The sequence below is a fragment of the Luteolibacter sp. LG18 genome, from assembly GCF_036322585.1.
Taxonomy (GTDB): Bacteria; Verrucomicrobiota; Verrucomicrobiia; order Verrucomicrobiales; family Akkermansiaceae; genus Luteolibacter.
On sequence record NZ_AP024600.1, the window covers coordinates 4,946,587 to 4,965,504 of the forward strand.

16 protein-coding genes are annotated in these 18,918 nt (G+C 64.1%); 10 read left to right on the top strand and 6 right to left on the bottom strand.

Going from position 1 to position 18,918, the window contains the following annotated elements:
• Nucleotides 1-128 precede the first annotated feature (128 nt).
• The 4 genes from llg_RS19770 (at nt 129) to llg_RS19785 (ending at nt 4,742) form a co-directional block, all read left to right on the top strand.
• Nucleotides 129-2,471, top strand: a complete 2,343-nt coding sequence (locus llg_RS19770; RefSeq protein WP_338286745.1) for a hypothetical protein — start codon at nt 129-131, stop codon at nt 2,469-2,471.
• Nucleotides 2,472-2,612: 141 nt separating this feature from the next.
• The gene (locus tag llg_RS19775) at nt 2,613-3,068 is read left to right on the top strand and encodes a VOC family protein (protein ID WP_338286747.1); all 456 of its coding nucleotides are present in this window, start codon (nt 2,613-2,615) and stop codon (nt 3,066-3,068) included.
• A 168-nt stretch (nt 3,069-3,236) separates the two neighbouring features.
• Nucleotides 3,237-4,343 carry an Lrp/AsnC family transcriptional regulator gene (locus llg_RS19780; RefSeq protein WP_338286749.1) on the top strand — a complete coding sequence of 369 codons (1,107 nt, stop codon included), beginning with the start codon at nt 3,237-3,239 and terminating at the stop codon, nt 4,341-4,343.
• A gap of 48 nt (nt 4,344-4,391) precedes the next feature.
• Nucleotides 4,392-4,742: a hypothetical protein gene (locus llg_RS19785; protein ID WP_338286750.1), complete on the top strand. Its 351-nt coding sequence runs from the start codon at nt 4,392-4,394 to the stop codon at nt 4,740-4,742.
• Between the two features lie 15 nt (nt 4,743-4,757).
• Here the strand turns inward: llg_RS19785 and llg_RS19790 are convergent, their stop codons facing one another.
• Genes llg_RS19790 through llg_RS19805 form a run of 4 tightly spaced genes read right to left on the bottom strand, consistent with a single transcriptional unit; the run spans nt 4,758 to nt 10,907 of the window.
• Nucleotides 4,758-5,489 (bottom strand): phosphatase PAP2 family protein, encoded by a 732-nt coding sequence (locus tag llg_RS19790; RefSeq protein ID WP_338286751.1) that lies wholly within the window; start codon nt 5,487-5,489, stop codon nt 4,758-4,760.
• On the bottom strand, nt 5,482-8,547 hold the full coding sequence (locus tag llg_RS19795; RefSeq protein WP_338286752.1) for an efflux RND transporter permease subunit: 3,066 nt from the start codon (nt 8,545-8,547) through the stop codon (nt 5,482-5,484). Before llg_RS19795 ends, llg_RS19790 begins: the two co-directional genes overlap by 8 nt.
• A gap of 21 nt (nt 8,548-8,568) precedes the next feature.
• Nucleotides 8,569-9,570, bottom strand: a complete 1,002-nt coding sequence (locus tag llg_RS19800; RefSeq protein WP_338286753.1) for a hypothetical protein — start codon at nt 9,568-9,570, stop codon at nt 8,569-8,571.
• On the bottom strand, nt 9,567-10,907 hold the full coding sequence (locus llg_RS19805; protein WP_338286755.1) for a TolC family protein: 1,341 nt from the start codon (nt 10,905-10,907) through the stop codon (nt 9,567-9,569). The genes llg_RS19800 and llg_RS19805 overlap by 4 nt, the downstream gene beginning before the upstream one ends.
• Nucleotides 10,908-11,260: 353 nt before the next feature.
• Here llg_RS19805 and llg_RS19810 point away from each other — a divergent pair, with 353 nt between their 5' ends.
• The 4 genes from llg_RS19810 (at nt 11,261) to llg_RS19825 (ending at nt 14,848) form a co-directional block, all read left to right on the top strand.
• Nucleotides 11,261-12,166: a hypothetical protein gene (locus llg_RS19810; protein ID WP_338286756.1), complete on the top strand. Its 906-nt coding sequence runs from the start codon at nt 11,261-11,263 to the stop codon at nt 12,164-12,166.
• A gap of 60 nt (nt 12,167-12,226) precedes the next feature.
• Nucleotides 12,227-12,913 carry a response regulator transcription factor gene (locus llg_RS19815; RefSeq protein ID WP_338286757.1) on the top strand — a complete coding sequence of 229 codons (687 nt, stop codon included), beginning with the start codon at nt 12,227-12,229 and terminating at the stop codon, nt 12,911-12,913.
• Nucleotides 12,910-14,136: an ATP-binding protein gene (locus llg_RS19820; protein ID WP_338286758.1), complete on the top strand. Its 1,227-nt coding sequence runs from the start codon at nt 12,910-12,912 to the stop codon at nt 14,134-14,136. Before llg_RS19815 ends, llg_RS19820 begins: the two co-directional genes overlap by 4 nt.
• 133 nt (nt 14,137-14,269) lie before the next feature.
• Complete coding sequence (locus llg_RS19825; RefSeq protein ID WP_338286759.1) at nt 14,270-14,848, top strand: YSC84-related protein; 579 nt, start codon at nt 14,270-14,272, stop codon at nt 14,846-14,848.
• A 69-nt stretch (nt 14,849-14,917) separates the two neighbouring features.
• Here llg_RS19825 and llg_RS19830 read toward each other — a convergent pair whose 3' ends face one another.
• Complete coding sequence (locus tag llg_RS19830) at nt 14,918-15,715, bottom strand: phosphate ABC transporter substrate-binding protein (RefSeq protein WP_338286760.1); 798 nt, start codon at nt 15,713-15,715, stop codon at nt 14,918-14,920.
• A gap of 185 nt (nt 15,716-15,900) precedes the next feature.
• Nucleotides 15,901-17,445, bottom strand: a complete 1,545-nt coding sequence (locus llg_RS19835) for an excinuclease ABC subunit UvrC (RefSeq protein ID WP_338286762.1) — start codon at nt 17,443-17,445, stop codon at nt 15,901-15,903.
• Nucleotides 17,446-17,609: 164 nt separating this feature from the next.
• Between llg_RS19835 and llg_RS19840 the strand changes: the two genes are divergently transcribed.
• On the top strand, nt 17,610-18,458 hold the full coding sequence (locus llg_RS19840; protein WP_338286763.1) for a MotA/TolQ/ExbB proton channel family protein: 849 nt from the start codon (nt 17,610-17,612) through the stop codon (nt 18,456-18,458).
• 3 nt (nt 18,459-18,461) lie between these two features.
• A complete protein-coding gene (locus llg_RS19845; protein ID WP_338286764.1) occupies nt 18,462-18,884 on the top strand; it encodes a biopolymer transporter ExbD in 423 nt (140 codons plus the stop codon).
• Nucleotides 18,885-18,918: the final 34 nt, after the last annotated feature.

Sequence of the window (18,918 nt, forward strand, 5' to 3'; positions counted from 1 at the left end):
TTAGGTTGGATGTCATGCCCCTGATACGGGTGGCGGCTTGCTGCGCCCTCGTGTCTCCTGTGAATGCCGGAGCAGAAGCGCTCGATTTAGCGAAGGCCTATCCGTCCCAATCCCCTCTCCCGGCGGAGATGGATGATGCCAAGCAGGCGGCCATCGCGAAAATGGCGGCCGCATATCCGGTGCGGCCGGTGAAACCGAATGGCAAGGGCCTGAAGGAAGAAGATCTGCTGAAGGCACTCGATGACATCCGCGACACCTTCGGTTTGCCCGGCGAAGGACGTCGCATCGAGGTGGACGATGAATCCGCCAAGCCGCAACCCGCGTCGGCCGCGGCGGGCTTGAACAGCGATCTCATCCCCGCGGTGTCGAACCTCTCCAAGCTCTACGCGGGCTGCAATCCCGACCAAGCCACGCGCGTCGAAGCCCTCTACAAGGAGCTCATCGGGCTGTGGCTCAAGTCCGCGCCGAAGCCCGGCGACCAGGTGCGCTGGATGGGCAATGGCTATGCCTGGCGTTCGCGCGGACCGGCCTTACTCGGCATGCTGCACACCTTGCCAGCGGAGTTGCACGACCGCGCCGCGGCGGCGATCGCGCTCACCTCGGGTGGCGAGTGGTTGTTCCGGGAAACGCCGAGCACCTCGACCGACATCCAGCTCAACTACTATCCCACGATGTTCGCCGCGATTGGCGCGATGAACGACGCCTCGTTGAAATGGCAGTATCTCGTGGGTGTCCGCCGCGGGCTCGATCTCACGCTGCTGGGAAATGAACCCGTCTCCCCGGATGGCGGTATCATCCATCACGAGGGCCACCACATCTCCTACGCCTCCTATAGTTTCGGGCCGATCGTTTCCCATGCCACGAACCTCGCCCGCGCCGGCATCAGCAGTCCCTACAGTGCCCGGGCGCTCGACCGCCTCAAGCTGGCGGTGGACGCGTGGGCGTGGACCAGCCTCGCCGGGCAGATTCCGACGGTCTTCCAACTGCGTCCCGGCCCGGTCTGGAACACCTCGAAGAGCCCGGGGGACGATCCCGGCCTGACCATCGACTTTGCCAAACGCGTGGCGGAACTGGAAGCCGCGGATCGCGGCGAACCGGATCTGTCCAAGATCACCGACCTCGCCCGCATCGCCGGATCGAAAACCTATGGCCACGTCGATCGGGTTCCGGCCTCGTGGCAGGCACTGATGTCGCCGGAAACCACCCGTCCGCTCACCGGTCACCGCCCCTTCCCCGTCATGGGCGCGGCGATCCACCGCCGCGACGATTGGACGGTGGTCGTGCGCGGCGCGAACACCTCATGGCGCGGGGCCGAGGTCTATGCCGGCCCGGAATGGCCGGGTGCCTACATGGACGAGATCATGCAGGGCGCGCTGTTCATCTTCTCCAAAGGCGCGAACGGCGCACCGCCGAACGTGGTTGACAGCGGCTATGGCACGGACGGCTACGATCCGAACAAGGTGCCGAACGCCTCGTCCGTGCAAATGGACAACGTTGCCCGCGCTGGCCGAGGCAATCCGGACTACATGGGTTCCAACGCGAAGCAGGGCGGCGGTGTGGATCTCGATGACAACGGGATGTGGGCCTGGACGCCCGCGCACTGCCACAAGAGCGCGTTCTTCTTCGGCAACCGCATCACACTGGTGACCCGCGATCTGACGATGAAAGGCGAGGTCGATACCGGGCTGATCCAAACCCGCCTCGCCGATCCCACCGTTTGCCCGCTGGTCATCGACGGCACGGCGCGCACCGCCGATGGCAATTGGACGCTGTCCGGCAAAACCGCCCACACGTTCCTCGACGACAAGGGCACCGGCTACTTCGTGCCAGCCGGCAACCCGGACATCCGGGTCCACCGCGGACTCCAGGAATACACCTACGCCATCCCGGCGAATCTCAAACCGGGGCTCGATCCGAAAGCCCAGCCGCCGATCAAGACCCGCACGGACCTGGCGACGGCGCTACCCAACTACACCCCCACCCGGGCGGCGTTCTCCACCGCGTGGTTCGACCACGGCAAGGACCCGCAGGGAGCCGCCTGCACCTTCACCGTGCTGGTGAAAACCACGGCGGAGGAACTGGAAAAATTCGCGGCCACCATGACCGGGAAGACGCCACCCTTCACGCTGGTCACGAGCAACAGCCTGCACGACTTCCGGGACACGGCGACCGGCACCCGCTGCGTGGCCACCTTCGTGAACGACGCCGCGTTCGAACCAGATGGCATCGTTTCCGTCAACCGTCCTTCAACCCTGATGTGGACGCACAGGGATAAGAAACTGAGCGTCTCCCTGGGCTCCACCGATCTCAAGGACACGCGCCCGTTCGTCATCATGCTGGAAGGCAAATGGCAGCCGAATGGGGCCTCGCCAGAAGGAGCCACCCTCACCCCGGAAGGCGCGAAAACCCGCCTCGAAATCCCCTATAGGAATCAAAATCCGGTGAAACTCGCGCTGAGGCGGCCAATGTAACCGAGTACTCCGCCAATTCCCGTTGGTGCCTTGCCAATCAGCGACGCTCTCACTTTTTCGCACTGGCATGTCCATTTTCCGGATGCTCGTTCGTCGCTGTAGTGAAACCGATGCGGATGCACGGTAGAAATCCCAGACACCATGAGCACCCACACCGCCGCCACTCCGGCCAGCCCGATCACCGCTTCACAGATGTGCGTGAGCCTACCTGTGAAGGACCTTCAGGCCTCGATCGCCTTCTTCAAGGCACTCGGCTTCGCTTTCAATCCGGATTTCAGCAGCGAAAACGCTGCCTGCGTGGCTCTCGGCACGAATTTCCAGGCGATGCTGCTGGATCATCAGATGTTCCGCAGTTTCGCCCCCCGGGACATCGCGGACACCAGCAAGGTTTGCGAAATGCTGGTCGCTCTTCATCTGGAGTCCCGCGCGGCGGTCGATGAAATCGTGCGCCGCGCCGTGGCCCCCGGTGGGGCCAGCCACGATGAGCCGCAGGACCACGGGTTCATGTATGACCACGGCTTCACCGACCTGGACGGGCACGGGTGGGGCGTCTTCCACATGGTTGGCGCGCCGTGCCAGCAGACTTCACCGGGCTGAAAACAAGGCTCCGGGGCCCCTCCGGATCCCCAAAAGAACGGTTCACCGCCAAAAATCCCCGGATTTTGCTGCGAAACGCTGAGATTTTCGGGAGATCCGGCCGTTACATTTCCCACGAAAATCGCCGTAGCCAGTCCGGCTTTCGGCGTTTAGCCTCCCGTCCCGCCCATGAGCCACATTGTCCCCGTCGAGCACAGCGATCCCGTCAACGCGCAGATTCTTTCCATTTCCGAAGACCTGATCGCGGGCTTCCACCGCCACCCGTTCCATGTGATCGCGGAGAAATCCGGCGTCGCCCTGCCGGTGGTGCTGGAGCGCATCCGCGCGATGCTGGAGGGCGGGGTGATCCGCCGGGTGCGCCAGACGCTGCTTTCCACCAAACTGGCCCACGGCGCGTTGGTCGCCTGGCGCGTGCCCGAAGAGAAGCTGAACGCGGCTTTCGACTTCATGGCGAAGGAAGATCCCTTCTCCGGCCACGTGGTGATCCGCTCCACCGACACCGAGGTGTCCGGTTCCGGCTACCGCCTGTGGACGACCCTGAAGGTGCCGGTCGGCGAATCGCTCGACGAACACGCCCAGGTGCTGATGCGCCTTACCGGGGCCGAGGAATACCTTCTCATGCCCGCCAACGGCGTGTTCGCGCTGGGCGTGGGCCATGTCCGCCGCCGCACCCTGGAACCGGGTGACCGCGCGGATGAACCGGGCGTGATGATGACGACCGTTCCCGTCGATTTGACGGAGGAGGAGTGGAACGTGTTGCTCGCCCTCAAGGAAGAGCTGACGCCGGACGAAATCACCGCCAGCCCATGGGATGCCCGCGCGGAGATCGCAGGCGTGAGCTTGGAGCGCTTCTGCGAGGTGGCAGAGACGCTGAACGCCAAGAAGGTGATCGGCCGTTTCTCGACCTTCCTAGAGCACGTGAAACCTTCTTCTACCGGTGAGCGCGTGACCCGATTCAACGGCCTGTTCCACTGGGCGGTGCCGAAGGGCCGCGAGATCGAGGCCGGCGGCGAAGTGGGCCGCCACTACTGCATGACCCACTGCTACTGGCGTGAGGGCGGCCCGCAATTCGGCGACGTCAACATCATGGGAGTGGTCCACGGCACCGAGAAGACCCGCGTGCTGGAGCACAAGGCGGCGATCGACCGCTATCTGGAAAGCGTCGGTATCCCGGTTTCCTACACCAACGTCTTCTGGGGTGGCCGCTCCGAGATCAAGCCGTCCGAGATCTCCCCGAAGGTCTACCACGAGTGGCACGCCAAGCACGCGGAGTGATCACCGCCTGATCTTGAACTTTCGTTCCGGATCCGTCATGGAGAGAGGGTGAAAATCCTCTCTCTTTTCGTCGGCATGCCGCTCGTGTTCGCAGCGGTTTCCTGCGCGCCTTCGCCCGAGGTCCAGGCGACTCGCGCCCTCACCGGAGATCCACACTGGCCGCTGGTGCTGGCGAACACCCAGCGGACGATCCGTCACCGCGAACAACAGGACTTCTGGGCCGCCAATGCTCGCTACACACCGCATTCCTACGATGGTCGCGTGTGGGTGATCCGCGCCTCGGGAGCGTATCCGATCGACCTGCCGGGCGACTTCATCGACCTCGCCGTGCGCAACGACGGCACCGTTCTCGATTACTCGCCTTCACCGAGGCATGAGTCGATCGTGCAGGGACATTGACCCGCAGCCCGATTCTCATGCGGATCGGCCTCCCAACCGCCGGGCCCTCCTGATTGTGCGGCGTAGGCGACAGCCCGAGGTGCAGCCCACCATGAATCCCAGCCACAGGCCCCCGACCACATCGGAGGGATGATGATACACCCCCACCATCCGGCTGCCACCAATGACGATCGCCCCCGCCGTCAACGGAATGCCTGCCCACGGAAGGGCCACCAGCAGGGGCCCGCTTCCCGCGGCGGCGAGCGATGAGTGGCCGGACGGGTAGCTGTTGTAGTCCCCGTGCAAGGTCGGGCCGTTCAGATACCAGGGCTCCACCCCTCTGCGGATCATCTCCCGAGGTCGGACCCTTCCGACCAGCACCTTCAGCCCCCGGCTCACCACGGTGGTGATGCACGCGGCACACACGACCGCCGCCGTCATGCGCAGCAGGACTGCGGACTTCCTGAACCGCTGGACCGCGAGCAGGCCTAGGAGAATGACCAGGGTGAAATAGAAGTCCCCGGCTCGGTTGAAGAACCGGCACGAGGCGATCACCTCGCCAGCCTGAGGTTTGGGGCAATCGCGCAGCGTCCGCGTGATCCAATCCATCCATGGCCGATCCACGGTCCACGCCATCACGATGGAGATTACCAATCCCGACACCGCCAGCCACCGCAGATGGCCCCTGCACCAGCAACGTTTCATCCACCGGAACTCGGAACGGAGCGCCCGGCGGAACCTTTTCAAAAACGTCGTGTGTTCAAGCATCGGCGGTTTCAAAGCGGCCGAACTTCAAGGCCAGGGCCGGAAGCAAGAGCAGGTTCAGAGCGGTGGAAGAAATGAGGCCACCGAGGATCACGACAGCCATCGGCCCCTCAATCTCGCGGCCCGCATCTCCGGAGCCGAGCGCCAGGGGCAGAAGCCCCAGCGCGGTGACCAGTGCCGTCATCAGGATCGGAACCAAGCGTTCACCCGCACCATTCAGGGCGGTTTCCAGATTCCATGGCAGCCCTTCGGACTGGACCAGATGCTGGTAGTGGGAAAGCAGCATGATCGAATTCCGGGTCGTGATGCCGAAGAGGGTCACGAAGCCGACCATCGATCCGATCGACAACGTGCCACCATGCACCCACACCGCCAGCACTCCGCCAATCAGGGCGAAGGGCACGTTCACCAGCACCAGAATGACGTGCCTCGACCGGCGGAAGACCAGCGCGAGGAGGACCACGATTCCGATCGCGGCCACGGCGGAATGCGCCAGCAGCTCACGGGTTCCCTTGGATTCCTCCTCGGCCGCGCCACTAAGCTCGACGTAAGCCCCGGCGGGAAGTTTCTCGGCCGCGAGCTTTTTCCGCGCGGCAGCCACGAAGCCGGACACGTCGTTCCCCGTGGGATTGCAGGTCACGGTCTGGCGGCGGCGAGCCCCCTCGTGCTGGATCAACTCCCGGCCATAAGTAAGCGAGACATCAGCCAGTTGCTTGAGTGGCAGGCGGGTGCCCGCGGAGTTCGCCAGCATCAAATCCCCCAGCGCCTCCGGATCTTTTCTGGCTTCCTCCGCCACCAGCACGGCAACCTCCATCACCCGTCCACCGCGCACGACCTGGGCCACATCGGCTCCTTGGCAAGCTACCTGCACCGCCTCCAACACGTCCAAGGGCCTGAAGCCGAAGCGGGTCAAACGTTCCGGCTTCAGCTTGATCGACAGCACCGGTGCCCCGACGGAGGCCTTCACCTGCACATCCGCCGCTCCCGGCACGGAGCCAAGCACGCCCGCCACGCGATGGGCCGCGGAATCAAGCGCGTCCAGATCGTCGCCAAACACATTGACCACCACGCTGGCCGTCTCCCCCGAAATCGTTTCGCTGATGCGGTCGCCGAGGAAGGTCAGCACTTCGGACTGGATACCCGGCACGTTCTTGAGAAGGGCGCGGAGTTCCTCCTGCACGGCCTCTTCCTCGCCGGGCGAGCCGGGTTTGAGCTCGACGTGGAACTCACAGCGGTTGGTGCCCCAGGTGTCTTCCCCTTGCTCGGCCCGCCCGACCTGGAGCTCCACGGTGGCAACCTTGGGGATCTTGAGGATCTCATCCGAAATCACCGAACCCAGCCGGTTCATCTCAGCGAGAGAGGTACCGGGCGCGGCGGATACCTGGACCACGAAGTGCCCTTCCCGGAACTCCGGCAGCAATTCGCCCCCCAGCAATGGCACCAGGGCAAGGGAGCCCCCGAGGATGAGCAGCGTGGTGCCCATGGCGAGCCAGGGATGCTGGCTGATTGCTCCCAGCAACCGGAGGTGAAGCGCCTTCAGCCAGCCGATGTAGCGAGGCTCCGCATGTGGCTTGGTGCGGGCGAGCATCACCATGCAAAGCGCCGGGGTGACTGTGAGGGCGACCAGCAGCGACATCAGCACGGAAAGAATGAAGGCCACTCCCAGCGGTCCGAAGAAGCGCCCCTGCAGCCCGCTCATGGTGAGCACGGGCAAGAACACCACCGCCACGATGAAGGTGGCGTATACCACCGCTCCGCGCACCTCGATGGAGGCATCGAACACCACCTCCAGCAAGGGCCGTGGCGCGGCAGCCACCGCGTTTTCCCGCAGCCGCCGGAGGATGTTCTCCACGTCGATGATCGCATCGTCCACCACCACCCCGATCGCCACCGCGAAACCACCGAGGGTCATCGTGTTGATCGAAACCCCGAAGGCATCGAGCACGCCCATGGCTCCCAGCAACGACAGAGGGATGGTGACAAAGGAGATGAACGCGGTGCGGAGGTCCAACAGAAACAGCAGCAGCACGAGCGCGACCAGAGCACCGCCGACGAGAAGGGAGTGCTGCACGTTGCCAAGCGCCGTCTCGATGAATGTCGCCGGCCGGTGGAGACGCGGAAAGACCTCGATCCCCTGCTCGGCGAAAAGCGGCTTGAGCTCGTCAAGGGCCGCCTCGACCTTCCGGGTCGTCTCCAGGGTGTTCGCTCCATACTGACCGGAGAGAGACAGCAGGACGCCCGGCTTCCCCTGCACGAGTGAGTCACCGAATTTCGGCTCCGCACCATCCACCACGCGGGCGACGTCACGGAGCCGGACGCTCACGCCATTGCTCTGGATGATCTCCACCTCGCCGAGCGCTTCCGGTGTCAGCGATTGCCCGTCCGTCTGGAGCACCACGCGCTGGGTGGGGGTATCGATGAATCCCGCGCCGCGGATGCCGGTGGCGGCACGCGCGGTGGCCACGACCTCGCTGAACGGGATGTCATAGGCCACCAGTTTCTCCGGAATGACCTGCACCTGGAGTTGGTGGACACTGCCGCCGAACACCGTGCTCCGCGCGACGCCGGGCACCGCCAACAGCCGCGGGCGCAGCGTCCAGTCCGCGAACGTCCGGAGTTCCATCGGGGTGAGTTTTTCCGACCGCAGCCCGATCTTGAGCAGGTCCATCGTGGACGAGGTGAGCGGAGACATCTTCGGAGCCTTCACGCCCTCGGGAAATTGCCCCGCCAGCTCGGCCAGCTTCTCGGCCAGGAGCTGGCGGGCGGTGAACGGATTCGTCCCCTCCTTGAACACCACGTTCACCACCGACAAACCTTGGATCGATTCCGAGCGGATCGTCTCAATGTCCCCCGCGCCATTGATCGCCGACTCCACCGGCCGGGTGACGAGCGCCTCGACCTGCTCCGGAGCCAAACCCGGTGCCTCGGTCTGCACCGCCACCTGCGGAGGAACGAACTCGGGGAACACGTCCAGCGATACCTGCGACGACACGTAGGCCCCATAGGCGATCGCCAGCAGGGCGAGGATCAGAACCACCCCGCGATAGCGGAGTGAAAACATGACAATACGGTTGAGCATGAGTCAATCGGGTGCGCCTTCGGCCGCGGGAAGGATCTCCCTGGAAAGCAAGGCCTGGGCACCGGCCACCACGACCGTCTCCCCCGCTTCCACGCCCTCTTTGACGAACCAGCCATCCTGCACGGGCGAGTCGAGGGCGACCTCCCGGCGGGTGAATTCCTCATCCTCCGTCCGGACATACACCCAGCCCTTGCCCTCATGGCGCACCACCGCCTCCCGCGGAATCACGATGCCCTTGAGAACTTCACCCGGCACCTGGAAAACAATGTCCAAAGCCATTCCGGGGCGCAGCGGAAACTGGCCATCCTCCACCCTCAGCATATATGCCTGCGCGAGCGTTTTGGGATCCACCGCGGTGGCGGGTTTGATCCTGGCCGTGGCGAACGGCTTGTCCTCACGCCCCAAAACGGTCATGCGAGCGGAGACGGGTTCTCCCTCAAAGGATTCACCCGCCGGCAGATCCGCCCGGACAAAGGCCGTCTTCCCGGACACCAGCGAGGCCACCAGTTTCGCCCGTTCGTCGCCATCCAGCGCCGCCAGCTCCTCGCCCCATTCGAACGCCAGACGCCGCGTGAGCGAATGCAGGGCGATGGTATCTGCACGGAACTGGGCGGACGCCGCTTCGACATTTTTGCGCGCGATGTTCTCGCCATTCCGGAACAAGGTTCCGGCTCGTTCGTTCTCGGCCCGTGAGACCTCCAATGCCGCGGCCGCGGTGGCCAGTTCGCCATCCAAGGCGACGAAGGGCGCGGGATCGATCACCCTGCCGTAGGCCTTCCGCTCGGGAGGCATGGTTCCTTTCTTGGCCGCGGAAAATGCCAACCGGAGCAACTCCTGCCGCTCGGTGTCGAGATGTAGCGTGCCTTCATGCGTTGCCGGGGATTCCGTCCCCTCGGCAGCGGAATCCGCCTCGGCATGACGGTGGTCGAATCCCCGCATCACCAGCCAGGCAAAACCGCCGAGCAGCGCGAGACACATCAGGATCGCAAAAAAGCGTTTCATCATCGGGAAAGCGGGGTTTGAAGGGCATCCTCCAGGCTGCCGAGCGCGGCCTGCAGCTCCGCCTGGGCATCCAGCCGGGCGAGATCGGTCGTGGCCTGTTCGAGGCTGGCCGAGGCCACCGCCAAGCGGTCGGTTTCCCCGCCTTGGGCAAGCGCTTCCGCGGATTGCACCTGCTTCTCCTGGGAAGCCACGAGCTCACCCGCGGTCGAGTATTTCGCGCGGGCTCCACGCCACGACGCGAGAGCCTTGTCCACTTCCGCGGAAGCGGCCGCCTGGACGGCAGTGAATTTCACCGCGGCCTCCCACCGTTTCGCCTCGGCTTCCCCGATCGACCCTTGGTTCTGATTGAATACCGGCAGGTTGAACGTCGAACCGAGCGACCACTTGTGCGTCCCCGCGTCCCATTGGTAGCCAGGCCCGAGATGGATGTCCGGATACTGCTTTGCCACCTCGCCCCTCAGGGCGGCTTCCGAAGCGGCGTAGTCCGCAAGCGCCGCCAGGACATCGGAACGGTGCTGGAGTGCCTGGTGGCGAGCCGCCTCGATATCCCCCACCTCGGGAACTTTCTCGAATTCGGACAAGGACCACACCGCCCCATCCATCGCCCGCGCGCTGAGCCCCACGGCCTCCGCCACCGCGGCCTGGGCCTCGCCCTTCTGGCGGACGGCATCCGCCTGCTGCATCTTGAGCTGGGTGAGCAGCAACCGGGATTGAACGAAGTCCGGCCGGGAAGCTTCACCCGCCGCCACCCGCTGGTTCATCATCTCGATCACCTGGGCCTGGCTGTCGATCGCCCGCTGGGTCATGGCCTCGCGGCGCCCGGCAACGGAGAGTTCAAGCAAGGCCTTCCGCAGCTTGCCGCGCATCTGCCAGGAAACCTCCGCCACATGGAATCCCGCGGAAGCCGCTTGCTCGCGGGCCAGGTCGATGCGGGTCCGTCGCTTTCCCGCGGTTTCGATCGGAATGTCAAAATCAATGCCGTAGGTTCCGAGCATCCACTTGAAAGGTGCCGTGAACTGCGGGGACAAGGTCACGCCGGGATTCGGCCGTTCCGCCGCGGTGGCGATCGCCGCCTTCGCGGACTCCAATTGGGCCCTTGCCACCGCCACCTCCGGATTCAACCGCCGTCCCACGGCGGTGAGATTCTTCAGGTTCCACGAGGACACCGGCCATCGTTGACCGGTCGCCACCACCGCGTCCCTCACCTCCCTGTCCTCCAATGTCCGCCGGGTGAAACGATATGCCGAAGTCCCGGGCGACAAGGGCAGCGCGCTGTATCCGGCACAGCCGGACAGCGCCACGGCCACCACCAAGGGAAGCGGGAAACGGACAAAACGCATCCGGGCATGCAAACCACGTCCTGCCCGCGTGGCAATCCGGCGCGGGTCCGATTACGCGATTGTCATCTGGTTCAATGACCAAGGCAGAAGCGATTCACGCCCTCTCGAGAAGCTTGGGCAACCGTTCGACATTCCGGGCCGACAAACACGCCTGCCTACAGGAAGCGTGGAAACCATGATCACCCCGACTCATCTGACACCCTATCCGCTGGATGATGAAAATCGCTCATTTCCATGGCCGACGGGCGATTTGATGAAACACCGGGAATGGTGAATCGACGCGAAAAATAGATTTATTCGGAAAACAAAAAAGACGTGATCTTCCCGGCGTTTCGTGATGCATTGTAAATGCGATGCAAGCGTGTCTTTTACCCCCACGTCACCCCGCCCTGTGCACCCCACTGACCGCGAATCGCCAGCTCGGCGATTGTCCGATCGCCAATGTGCCGCTGCGGGAATTGATCACCACGGACCTGATTCGTTCCGGGTTCCAGCTCGTGCAGCCCTCCGAGGCCACGGAGCGAACCATCCGCATGCCGATCGACAATTGGATCGAAATCGGCGCCCTGCTCCTGCTCGGGCGGGTTGCCAAGCCCGCCTGCCTGTATGACAGCGAGGGCAATCCGCTGGCATGGAAGGGGGATCCGGATCCGGAAAAATGTCCGGAGCGGCTGGTGACGGACGCGAACTGTTTCACGATCCGCTACCCGTGGGATCTGCTGCGCATGCACGAGGAAGTGCTGGCGATGATGGATGAATCCGTGAACCACGGGGAGATCAGCAAGCTCGCCACCATCACCGGCATCGTCCGCATCGGCAATGGCTCGAAAATCCTTCCCGGCACGGTGATCGAGGGCCCGGTCCTGATCGGCCCGAACTGCCACATCGGCCCGAACGCCTACATCCGCGGCGCCACCTCGATCGGCGCGAATTGCTACGTCGGCAACGGCGCGGAGGTGAAGAACTCGATTCTCTACAACAACACCTACATTTCCCGGCAGTGCTACGTGGGGGACTCGATCATCGGCACTCATGTGACACTCGGGGCCGGGACCTGCACCGAAAACCACCGTCACGACGGCCGCCACCACGTTTCCACGATCCAGGGCAAGGCGATCAACACCGGACGGGTGAAATTCGGCGCGATCATCGGCGACGGCGTGAAAACCGGGGTGAACACCTCCATCGAGGCCGGGATCAAGATCGGCATTGCCCGGACCACGAAGCCGGGTTCTTATGTCGGCAAGGACCTCCTGTGACGCATTTGTCACGATCCCTCGTTTCGTGTGTGACGGGGTTCCGCGCTACACCACGGCCCGATGCATAAGATTCTGATCGTCGAAGACGAGCGAGACATCGCCGATCTCATCGGTTTCAACCTTGAACGCCAGGGCTACCAAGTCATCAAGGCCTATGACGGCCTTACCGGCACGGACATGGCCCTGCGCGAGCGCCCCGATCTGATCGTCCTCGATCTCATGCTGCCCGGCCGCGACGGTTACGGGGTGTTCAAGGAACTGCGCCGCGACGCCCGCACGGCGCAGATTCCGGTGATCATGCTGACCGCCCGTGCCCAGACGGAGGACCGCATCCAGGGTCTGGAGGCCGGTGCCGACGACTATCTGACGAAACCTTTCAGCCCGAAGGAGCTGCTGCTGCGCATCAGTGCCGTGCTGAAGCGGGTGGACGGCCCGCCGGGCACCGTGGACTTCAGCTTCGGTCCGTTCCGTTTCGACAAGAACTCGCTGAAATTCTACCTTGAGGGCGAGCCGGTGGACCTGACGGCCACCGAGTTCAAGCTGCTCCTTTACCTCTGCGAGCGCGGCGGCAAGCCGCAGGACCGCAACGAACTGCTGCGCACCGTGTGGGGTTACAGCGATGAGGTCCACAGCCGCACGCTGGACACGCACATGAAACGCCTGCGGCAGAAACTCGGAAGCCACGGTGGTTTGGTTGAAACCGTCCGGGGTGTCGGTTATCTGGTGGCCCTGCCGACCGCCGGATGAGTCCCACCCTTACCATCACCACGTCCCTCCTCGCCGGTATTGCCGTCGGAGTTCCCTTCGTCCTCTGGCTTCGCACCCGCTCCGCGCGGGCCAAAGAAGCCACCGCGTGGAAAGAACGACTCGAGAGTGACCTCCAGCAAGCCCGCAACGAACGTGACCGACTGCTCGACGCCCTCAGCGACGCCTTCCTGCTGGTGGACGCGGAAACGGACATCCGTTTCGTCAACGCCGCCGCTCGAGAACTTTTCGAGGGCCGACAGATCGTCGGCCGCCCGGTCCGGGAAGCTTTTCTCGACGGCCGCCTGGCGGACGCCGTGCTGCAATCTCTCGAAACGGGCGAACCGGTCCGCTCCCGCGTGGTGCTGCCCCAGCAGGCATCTCCGCGCGGCGACCATGAAACCCGCGGCGTCAATGCTTGGATCATTGATGCCGCCCGCCTGCCGGACACCCCGGCAGACCATCCTCTCACCCGTGTCGTCATCCGCGACGTGACCTCCGAACACCAGCTCGAACAAATCCGCAAGGACTTCGTGGCGAACGCCTCCCACGAACTCCGGACGCCGCTTGCCATCATCAACGGCTACCTGGAAAACCTTCTCGACGAGGGCATGCTCGATGATCGCGAGATGACCCGGCGTTTCCTCACCGTGATGCGGAAGCACTCCGACCGGATCTCCCGCATCGTGGAGGACATGCTGGTCATTTCCCGGCTGGAGTCCGGGGAAGCCGCCGCCCTGAAGCTGGAGCCCTTCCGCTTCCGCGCCTGCATCCATGATATTCTGGAGCGCCTGGAATCGATGATCCGCCAGCAAACCGCCGAGGTGACGGTGACGATGCCGGACGACACGCTGAAGCTGAATGCCGACCGCTTTTACTGGACCCAGGTGCTATTCAATCTGGTGGAGAACGCGCTGAAGCAGAACCCGCACAAGGGGCTGCGGATCGAGATCGGCTGCATCGGCCTTCCGGAAGGCGGCATCCGGATCTGGATCGCGGACAATGGCGTGGGCATCCCCAGCGCCGACCTGCCGCACATTTTCCGTCGCTTCTACCGCGTGGAGAAACACCACTCGCAGCAGGAGATCAAGGGGACCGGCCTGGGGCTTTCGATCGTGAAGCGCGCGGTGGAGGCCCATGGCGGCTCGATCGGCGTGACCTCCACGCCGGGCCAGGACACCCGGTTCACCATCGACCTGCCGGCCTCGGTGCGGGCGGTGGAGTGAGCGGATTCGCGAGGGAATCCCACCCTACCCATCGCGCCGATCCATTGCGGCGCAATGATTTTCCGTTCGACGGCACCTTGCGGAACGGGAGGAGCGGCTATACCCTGTTGGGTTATCCAAACCAACCGAACTCATGAAAGCCACGTATCTCGCCGCGCCGGCCCTTGCCGCCGCCAGTTTGCTCCTGAGCAACTGCGCCCATGAACCGGTGACGCAATCCAACGCCTCCTCCGCCAGCGGCAGCAAGATCGCCGCGGACTCCCGGGCGGCGCTGCACCATCTCTATGCCGAGAATCCCTCCGCGCGCCGCATGGGCAACCACGCCGCCGGGGTACTGGTATTCCCCCATATCTGGAAGGGGGCTTTTGTCTATGGTGCCGAGGGCGGCAATGGCACGCTCTTCATCCACGACCGCGTCAACGGCTTCTATCAGACCGCCGGTGGCTCGTGGGGACTTCAGGCCGGACTCCAGAAATCCGGCTACGCGCTGTTCCTCTTCGACCGCAGCGCGATCGCCCACCTCAACGATGCCGCCGGGTGGGATGTCGGCAGCCATCCCGGCCTGACCATCGTCGACCGCGGTGCCTCCGCCGCGCTCACCGCGAAGACCCTCGACCGGGGCGTCTATGCCTACACCTTCGGCCAAAAAGGCCTGATGGCGGACGTGAGCCTCCGGGGATCGAAGATCACCCGTATCCATCCGGGACGTTGATCATCCCGGCACACTGCCCGAATCGGAAACCGGCGGCGCGAGCCGCCGGTTTTGTTTCAGGGCGGCAGTTCAAGGTTTCACGAGAAACCCAACCCGGGTGGCGATCCCCTTGCCCTTTTCCGAGCAGGCGAACCGGACAAAGGCGCGGATGTTTTCCGGAGCGTCCTTGCGGACGAAAAGGTAACAGGGACGCACGTATGGATAGGTGGCGAGATCGGCGGCAACGGCCTGCTTGCCATCAATGGGAAGCGCCTTGATGCCGGAGGCTCCGGCGTAGGCGATTCCGACACAGGCGATCCCCCCCTGCTCCTTCGCGATGATCTGGGTGGGATGCTCGCTTCCCGCCATGCGGTTCGCGGTATGGCCATAGGGTCGCCCGCTCATGGCGAGGGTTTGGAAATCCTTGTAGGTGCCCGAGGACGTATTGCGGGTGGTCACCTTGACCGGCATGTCCGCCCCACCGATATCCTTCCAGTTCGCGATGTCGCCGGTGAAAAGGCCCTCCACCTGTTTGCGGGTCAGCCCTGTGACCGGGTTGGAGGCGTTCACCACGATGACCAATACGTCGTAGGCTACGATGTGGCGTTCGATTGCGATGCCCTTTTCCTCGAAGCGTTTCGCCTCCTCCGGCTTGATGTCACGGCTGGACATGCCGATGTCCGCGGTGCCGTCGAGGAGGGCCGGAAAGGCGGTGCTGGAGCCCTCGGCGGCGATCTCAAACTTCGTTCCCGGATGGTCGGCCTTGTACGATTCCGCCCATTGCGGGACGAGTTTCGCGCCGAGAGTGTCGGAGCCCTTGAGGCGGAGCACTTCATCGGCCTCGCAACGGAGGCCAACAAAGACCAGCAGACACATCAGGATTTTCATGGCGATGTTTTATCCCGTGTCGATGACGTGATCCATGTTTGTCGGGTGACAATTGGGAGGTGATCGAACATCCCGCTTTGGAAATGTCTCCACCGGTTCCCGTTGGACCACCTGGCCTGACAAGCCGCACCTACCGGATGACTGGAGCCATCCGGGACGATCCAAAAGCGGAGCTTTCGGCCACATCACCCGTTCAGCCACTGCACGATCGTCTCGGCGCTTTTCACCGAGATGCCCGGCAGGGCGGCGATCTCCTCGACGCTCGCCTTCTTGATGCGAGCGACACTGCCGAACTTTTCCAAAAGCGCTTCCTTGCGGCGCGGGGTGACGCCCGGGCATTCGTCGAGGAGGCTCTCCTTCATGCGGCGGCGGAGCAGGAGGGAATTGTAGCCGTTGGCGAAACGGTGGGCTTCGTCGCGGATGCGCTGGAGCAGCTTGAGCGCGCCGCGGTCGTGGGGAATGAGGATCGGCTCGCTGCGACCGGGTACGAACACCTCCTCGCGCTGCTTCGCCAAACCGATGACCGGCAGATCGTGGAGGCCGAGGTTGTGAAGCTCCCTGACCGCCATACCGAGCTGGCCCTTGCCACCGTCCACGATCACGAGATCCGGCAGCACGATGCGGGCGCGGCCTTCGCGTGCGAGCCGGCGCTGGGCCTCGACCACATCCTCCTGCGACACCCCGGCATCGGGATCGACGGACGAGTTTTCCAGAAGGATGCGCGCGTAGCGGCGGCGGATCACCTCCGCCATCGAGGCGAAGTCGTCCTGCCCCTGCACCGTTCGGATGCGGTAGCGGCGGTAGTTCTGATTGTCCGGTCGGCCATCGGTGAAACGCACCATTGAGGCAACGATGTGGTTCGAGGACACGTTCGAGATATCGAAGCACTCCATCACCTTCGGCGGACCGTCGAGGTGGAGCGCCTCGCCTAGCTCAGCCAGATCCTCCAGCGGCTTCACGGTGGTGGGCACACCGCGGCCGCGGGTGAACTGGCGGGTGGGCTCGAGGGTTTTCTGGAGATTGTCCATCACGTCCCGGAGCAGGGCGGCGCGCTCGAAATCGAGGCGTCCGGCGGCCTTTTCCATGTCCGCCCGCAGGTCATCGAAAATCTCGCGCTTCCCTTTCCCTTCCAGGATGCGGCAGGCGTCCTCGACGCGATCGAGGTAGGCGGTGCGCTCGATGCGGCCGATGCAGGGCGCGGAGCAATTCCGGATCACGTCGGCATTGCAGTGCTTGTAATCGCTCTCGCCGGGTTCGCGGGGGCGGCAGACGCGCAGGCCGAAGTGGCGGTTCAGCCAATCGACCGTGGCCCGCAGCGCACCGGAATGGGCGAAGGGGCCGAAGTAACGGGCACCGTCCTCCTTTTTCAGCCGGGTCATCTGAAACCGCGGCCATGGCTCGTTCGGGTTGATCTTGAGGAGCAGGAAGCGCTTGTCGTCGCGGAACGAGACATTATAGCGCGGCCGGTAGTCCTTGATGAGCTTGCCCTCCAGGAGCAGGGATTCGGCCTCGTTGCGGACGATGTGGAACTCGAAATCGCAGATCGAGTCGATCAGGGCGCGGGTTTTCAGGTCGGCGCGGGTCTTCCGGGACGCGAGGAAGTAGGACGACATGCGCTTCCGCAGGTCGCGGGCCTTGCCCACGTAGATGATGGACCCGAGCCGGTCCTTCATCAAATACACCCCCGGCTGGTGGGGCACCTCCCGGAGCTTCGCCTTCAAATCGACCACGCCGGAATAAAGGGCAGGATGGGCAAAGTGCCAAGTGAAGAGGGCATTTCCCCGCCTACCGCTTTGGATTTCTGAAAGAAACCGTCCTCTGGCACCCGTAGGGCCGGGCGGCGGACCCGGGCTTGCTTCGCGGGGTTCGCTCGCTAGAATCCCGCGCAAGTTTCATGAAGTGCCGCCTCTTGACCGCCGCGCTGGCCGTATTGCCCGCGTTTTCCGCCTTTGCCCAGAACGCCGCCGGTGCCGCGGCCGCCCCCGTGGCGAAGCAAGGCCGGTTCGCCGAGCTGCTGGCGGCAGGCGGCACGGTGATGTATATCCTGCTGCTGATCTCGGTGGTGATGGTGGCGGTGGCGTTCACGCTGTTCCTGACGATCCGCCATCGCGCGGTGGTGACGGACCGGTTCATGTCCGACATGGAATCCGCCCTGCGCGCCGGTGACCTGAAGGGGCTGGGTGAAATTTCCCGCCGCAATTCGCAGCGGATGGCGGTGATCGTGCAGCAAACCGTCGATTTCATCCTCCAGAATCCGAACGCCGGGATGGACGAGATCCGCGAGGTGACCCAAACCGAAGGCACCCGCCAAGCATCCCAGCTCACCTCGCGCGTGAGCTATCTGGCGGACATCGGCTCGATCGCCCCGCTGGTCGGTCTGCTCGGCACCGTGATCGGCCTGACCGAATCCTTCTACGACCTCGCTGCCGGCAAGGAGGGTGTGCAGCAGCTCGAACTGACCTCCGGCATTTCCCACGCACTGGTGAACACCGCCGGTGGTCTGGTGGTGGCGGTGCCCGCGCTGATGCTCTACGCCTACTTCCGCGGCAAGGCCCAGCGGCTGGTGAACGAACTGGAAGCCGCGGCCACCCATTTCATCGTCCACCTGCAGATGCTGGCCAACCAGTCCCGCCCGGCTCCGGCCAAGGCAGCGGCCCGCCAGCAGCAGCCGCCGCAGCGCCCGGAGGCCGCCGGCCAGATGACCCCGCTGGCGCTGAATCCGCGCGATCTCCACGGGATTTGAGCCATGAAGCTTTCCACCCAGCAACCGCTCGGGCCGGCCCCGCTCCAGCTCGCCTCCATGATCGACATCATGTTGGTGCTGCTGATGTTCTTCATCCTGAGCTACCAGTTCGCGGCGGAGGAACGGTCGCTTGAAATCGCCGTTCCCACGGTGGCGGACGGAGCCCAGCACAACCAGCAGCGCGGTGAGATCCTGATCAACGTGAAGGCGGACGGCACGGTGATCGTGGAGAAGAAGAACCTCACCCGCCCGGAATTGACCGAACGCCTTTCCGCGATTGCCAAGGTTTACAAGAACCAGCCGGTGCGCCTGCGGGGCGACGCGAGCTGTCCGTACCAGACCATCGTGGAAATTATCGATCTTTGCCAAAAGGCCGGAATCTGGAACATTTCCTTCGCCACGCAGAAGCCGCAGCCTCAGAACTGACGGTCGCGCCTGCATCCGGCATCTATCCGACCGT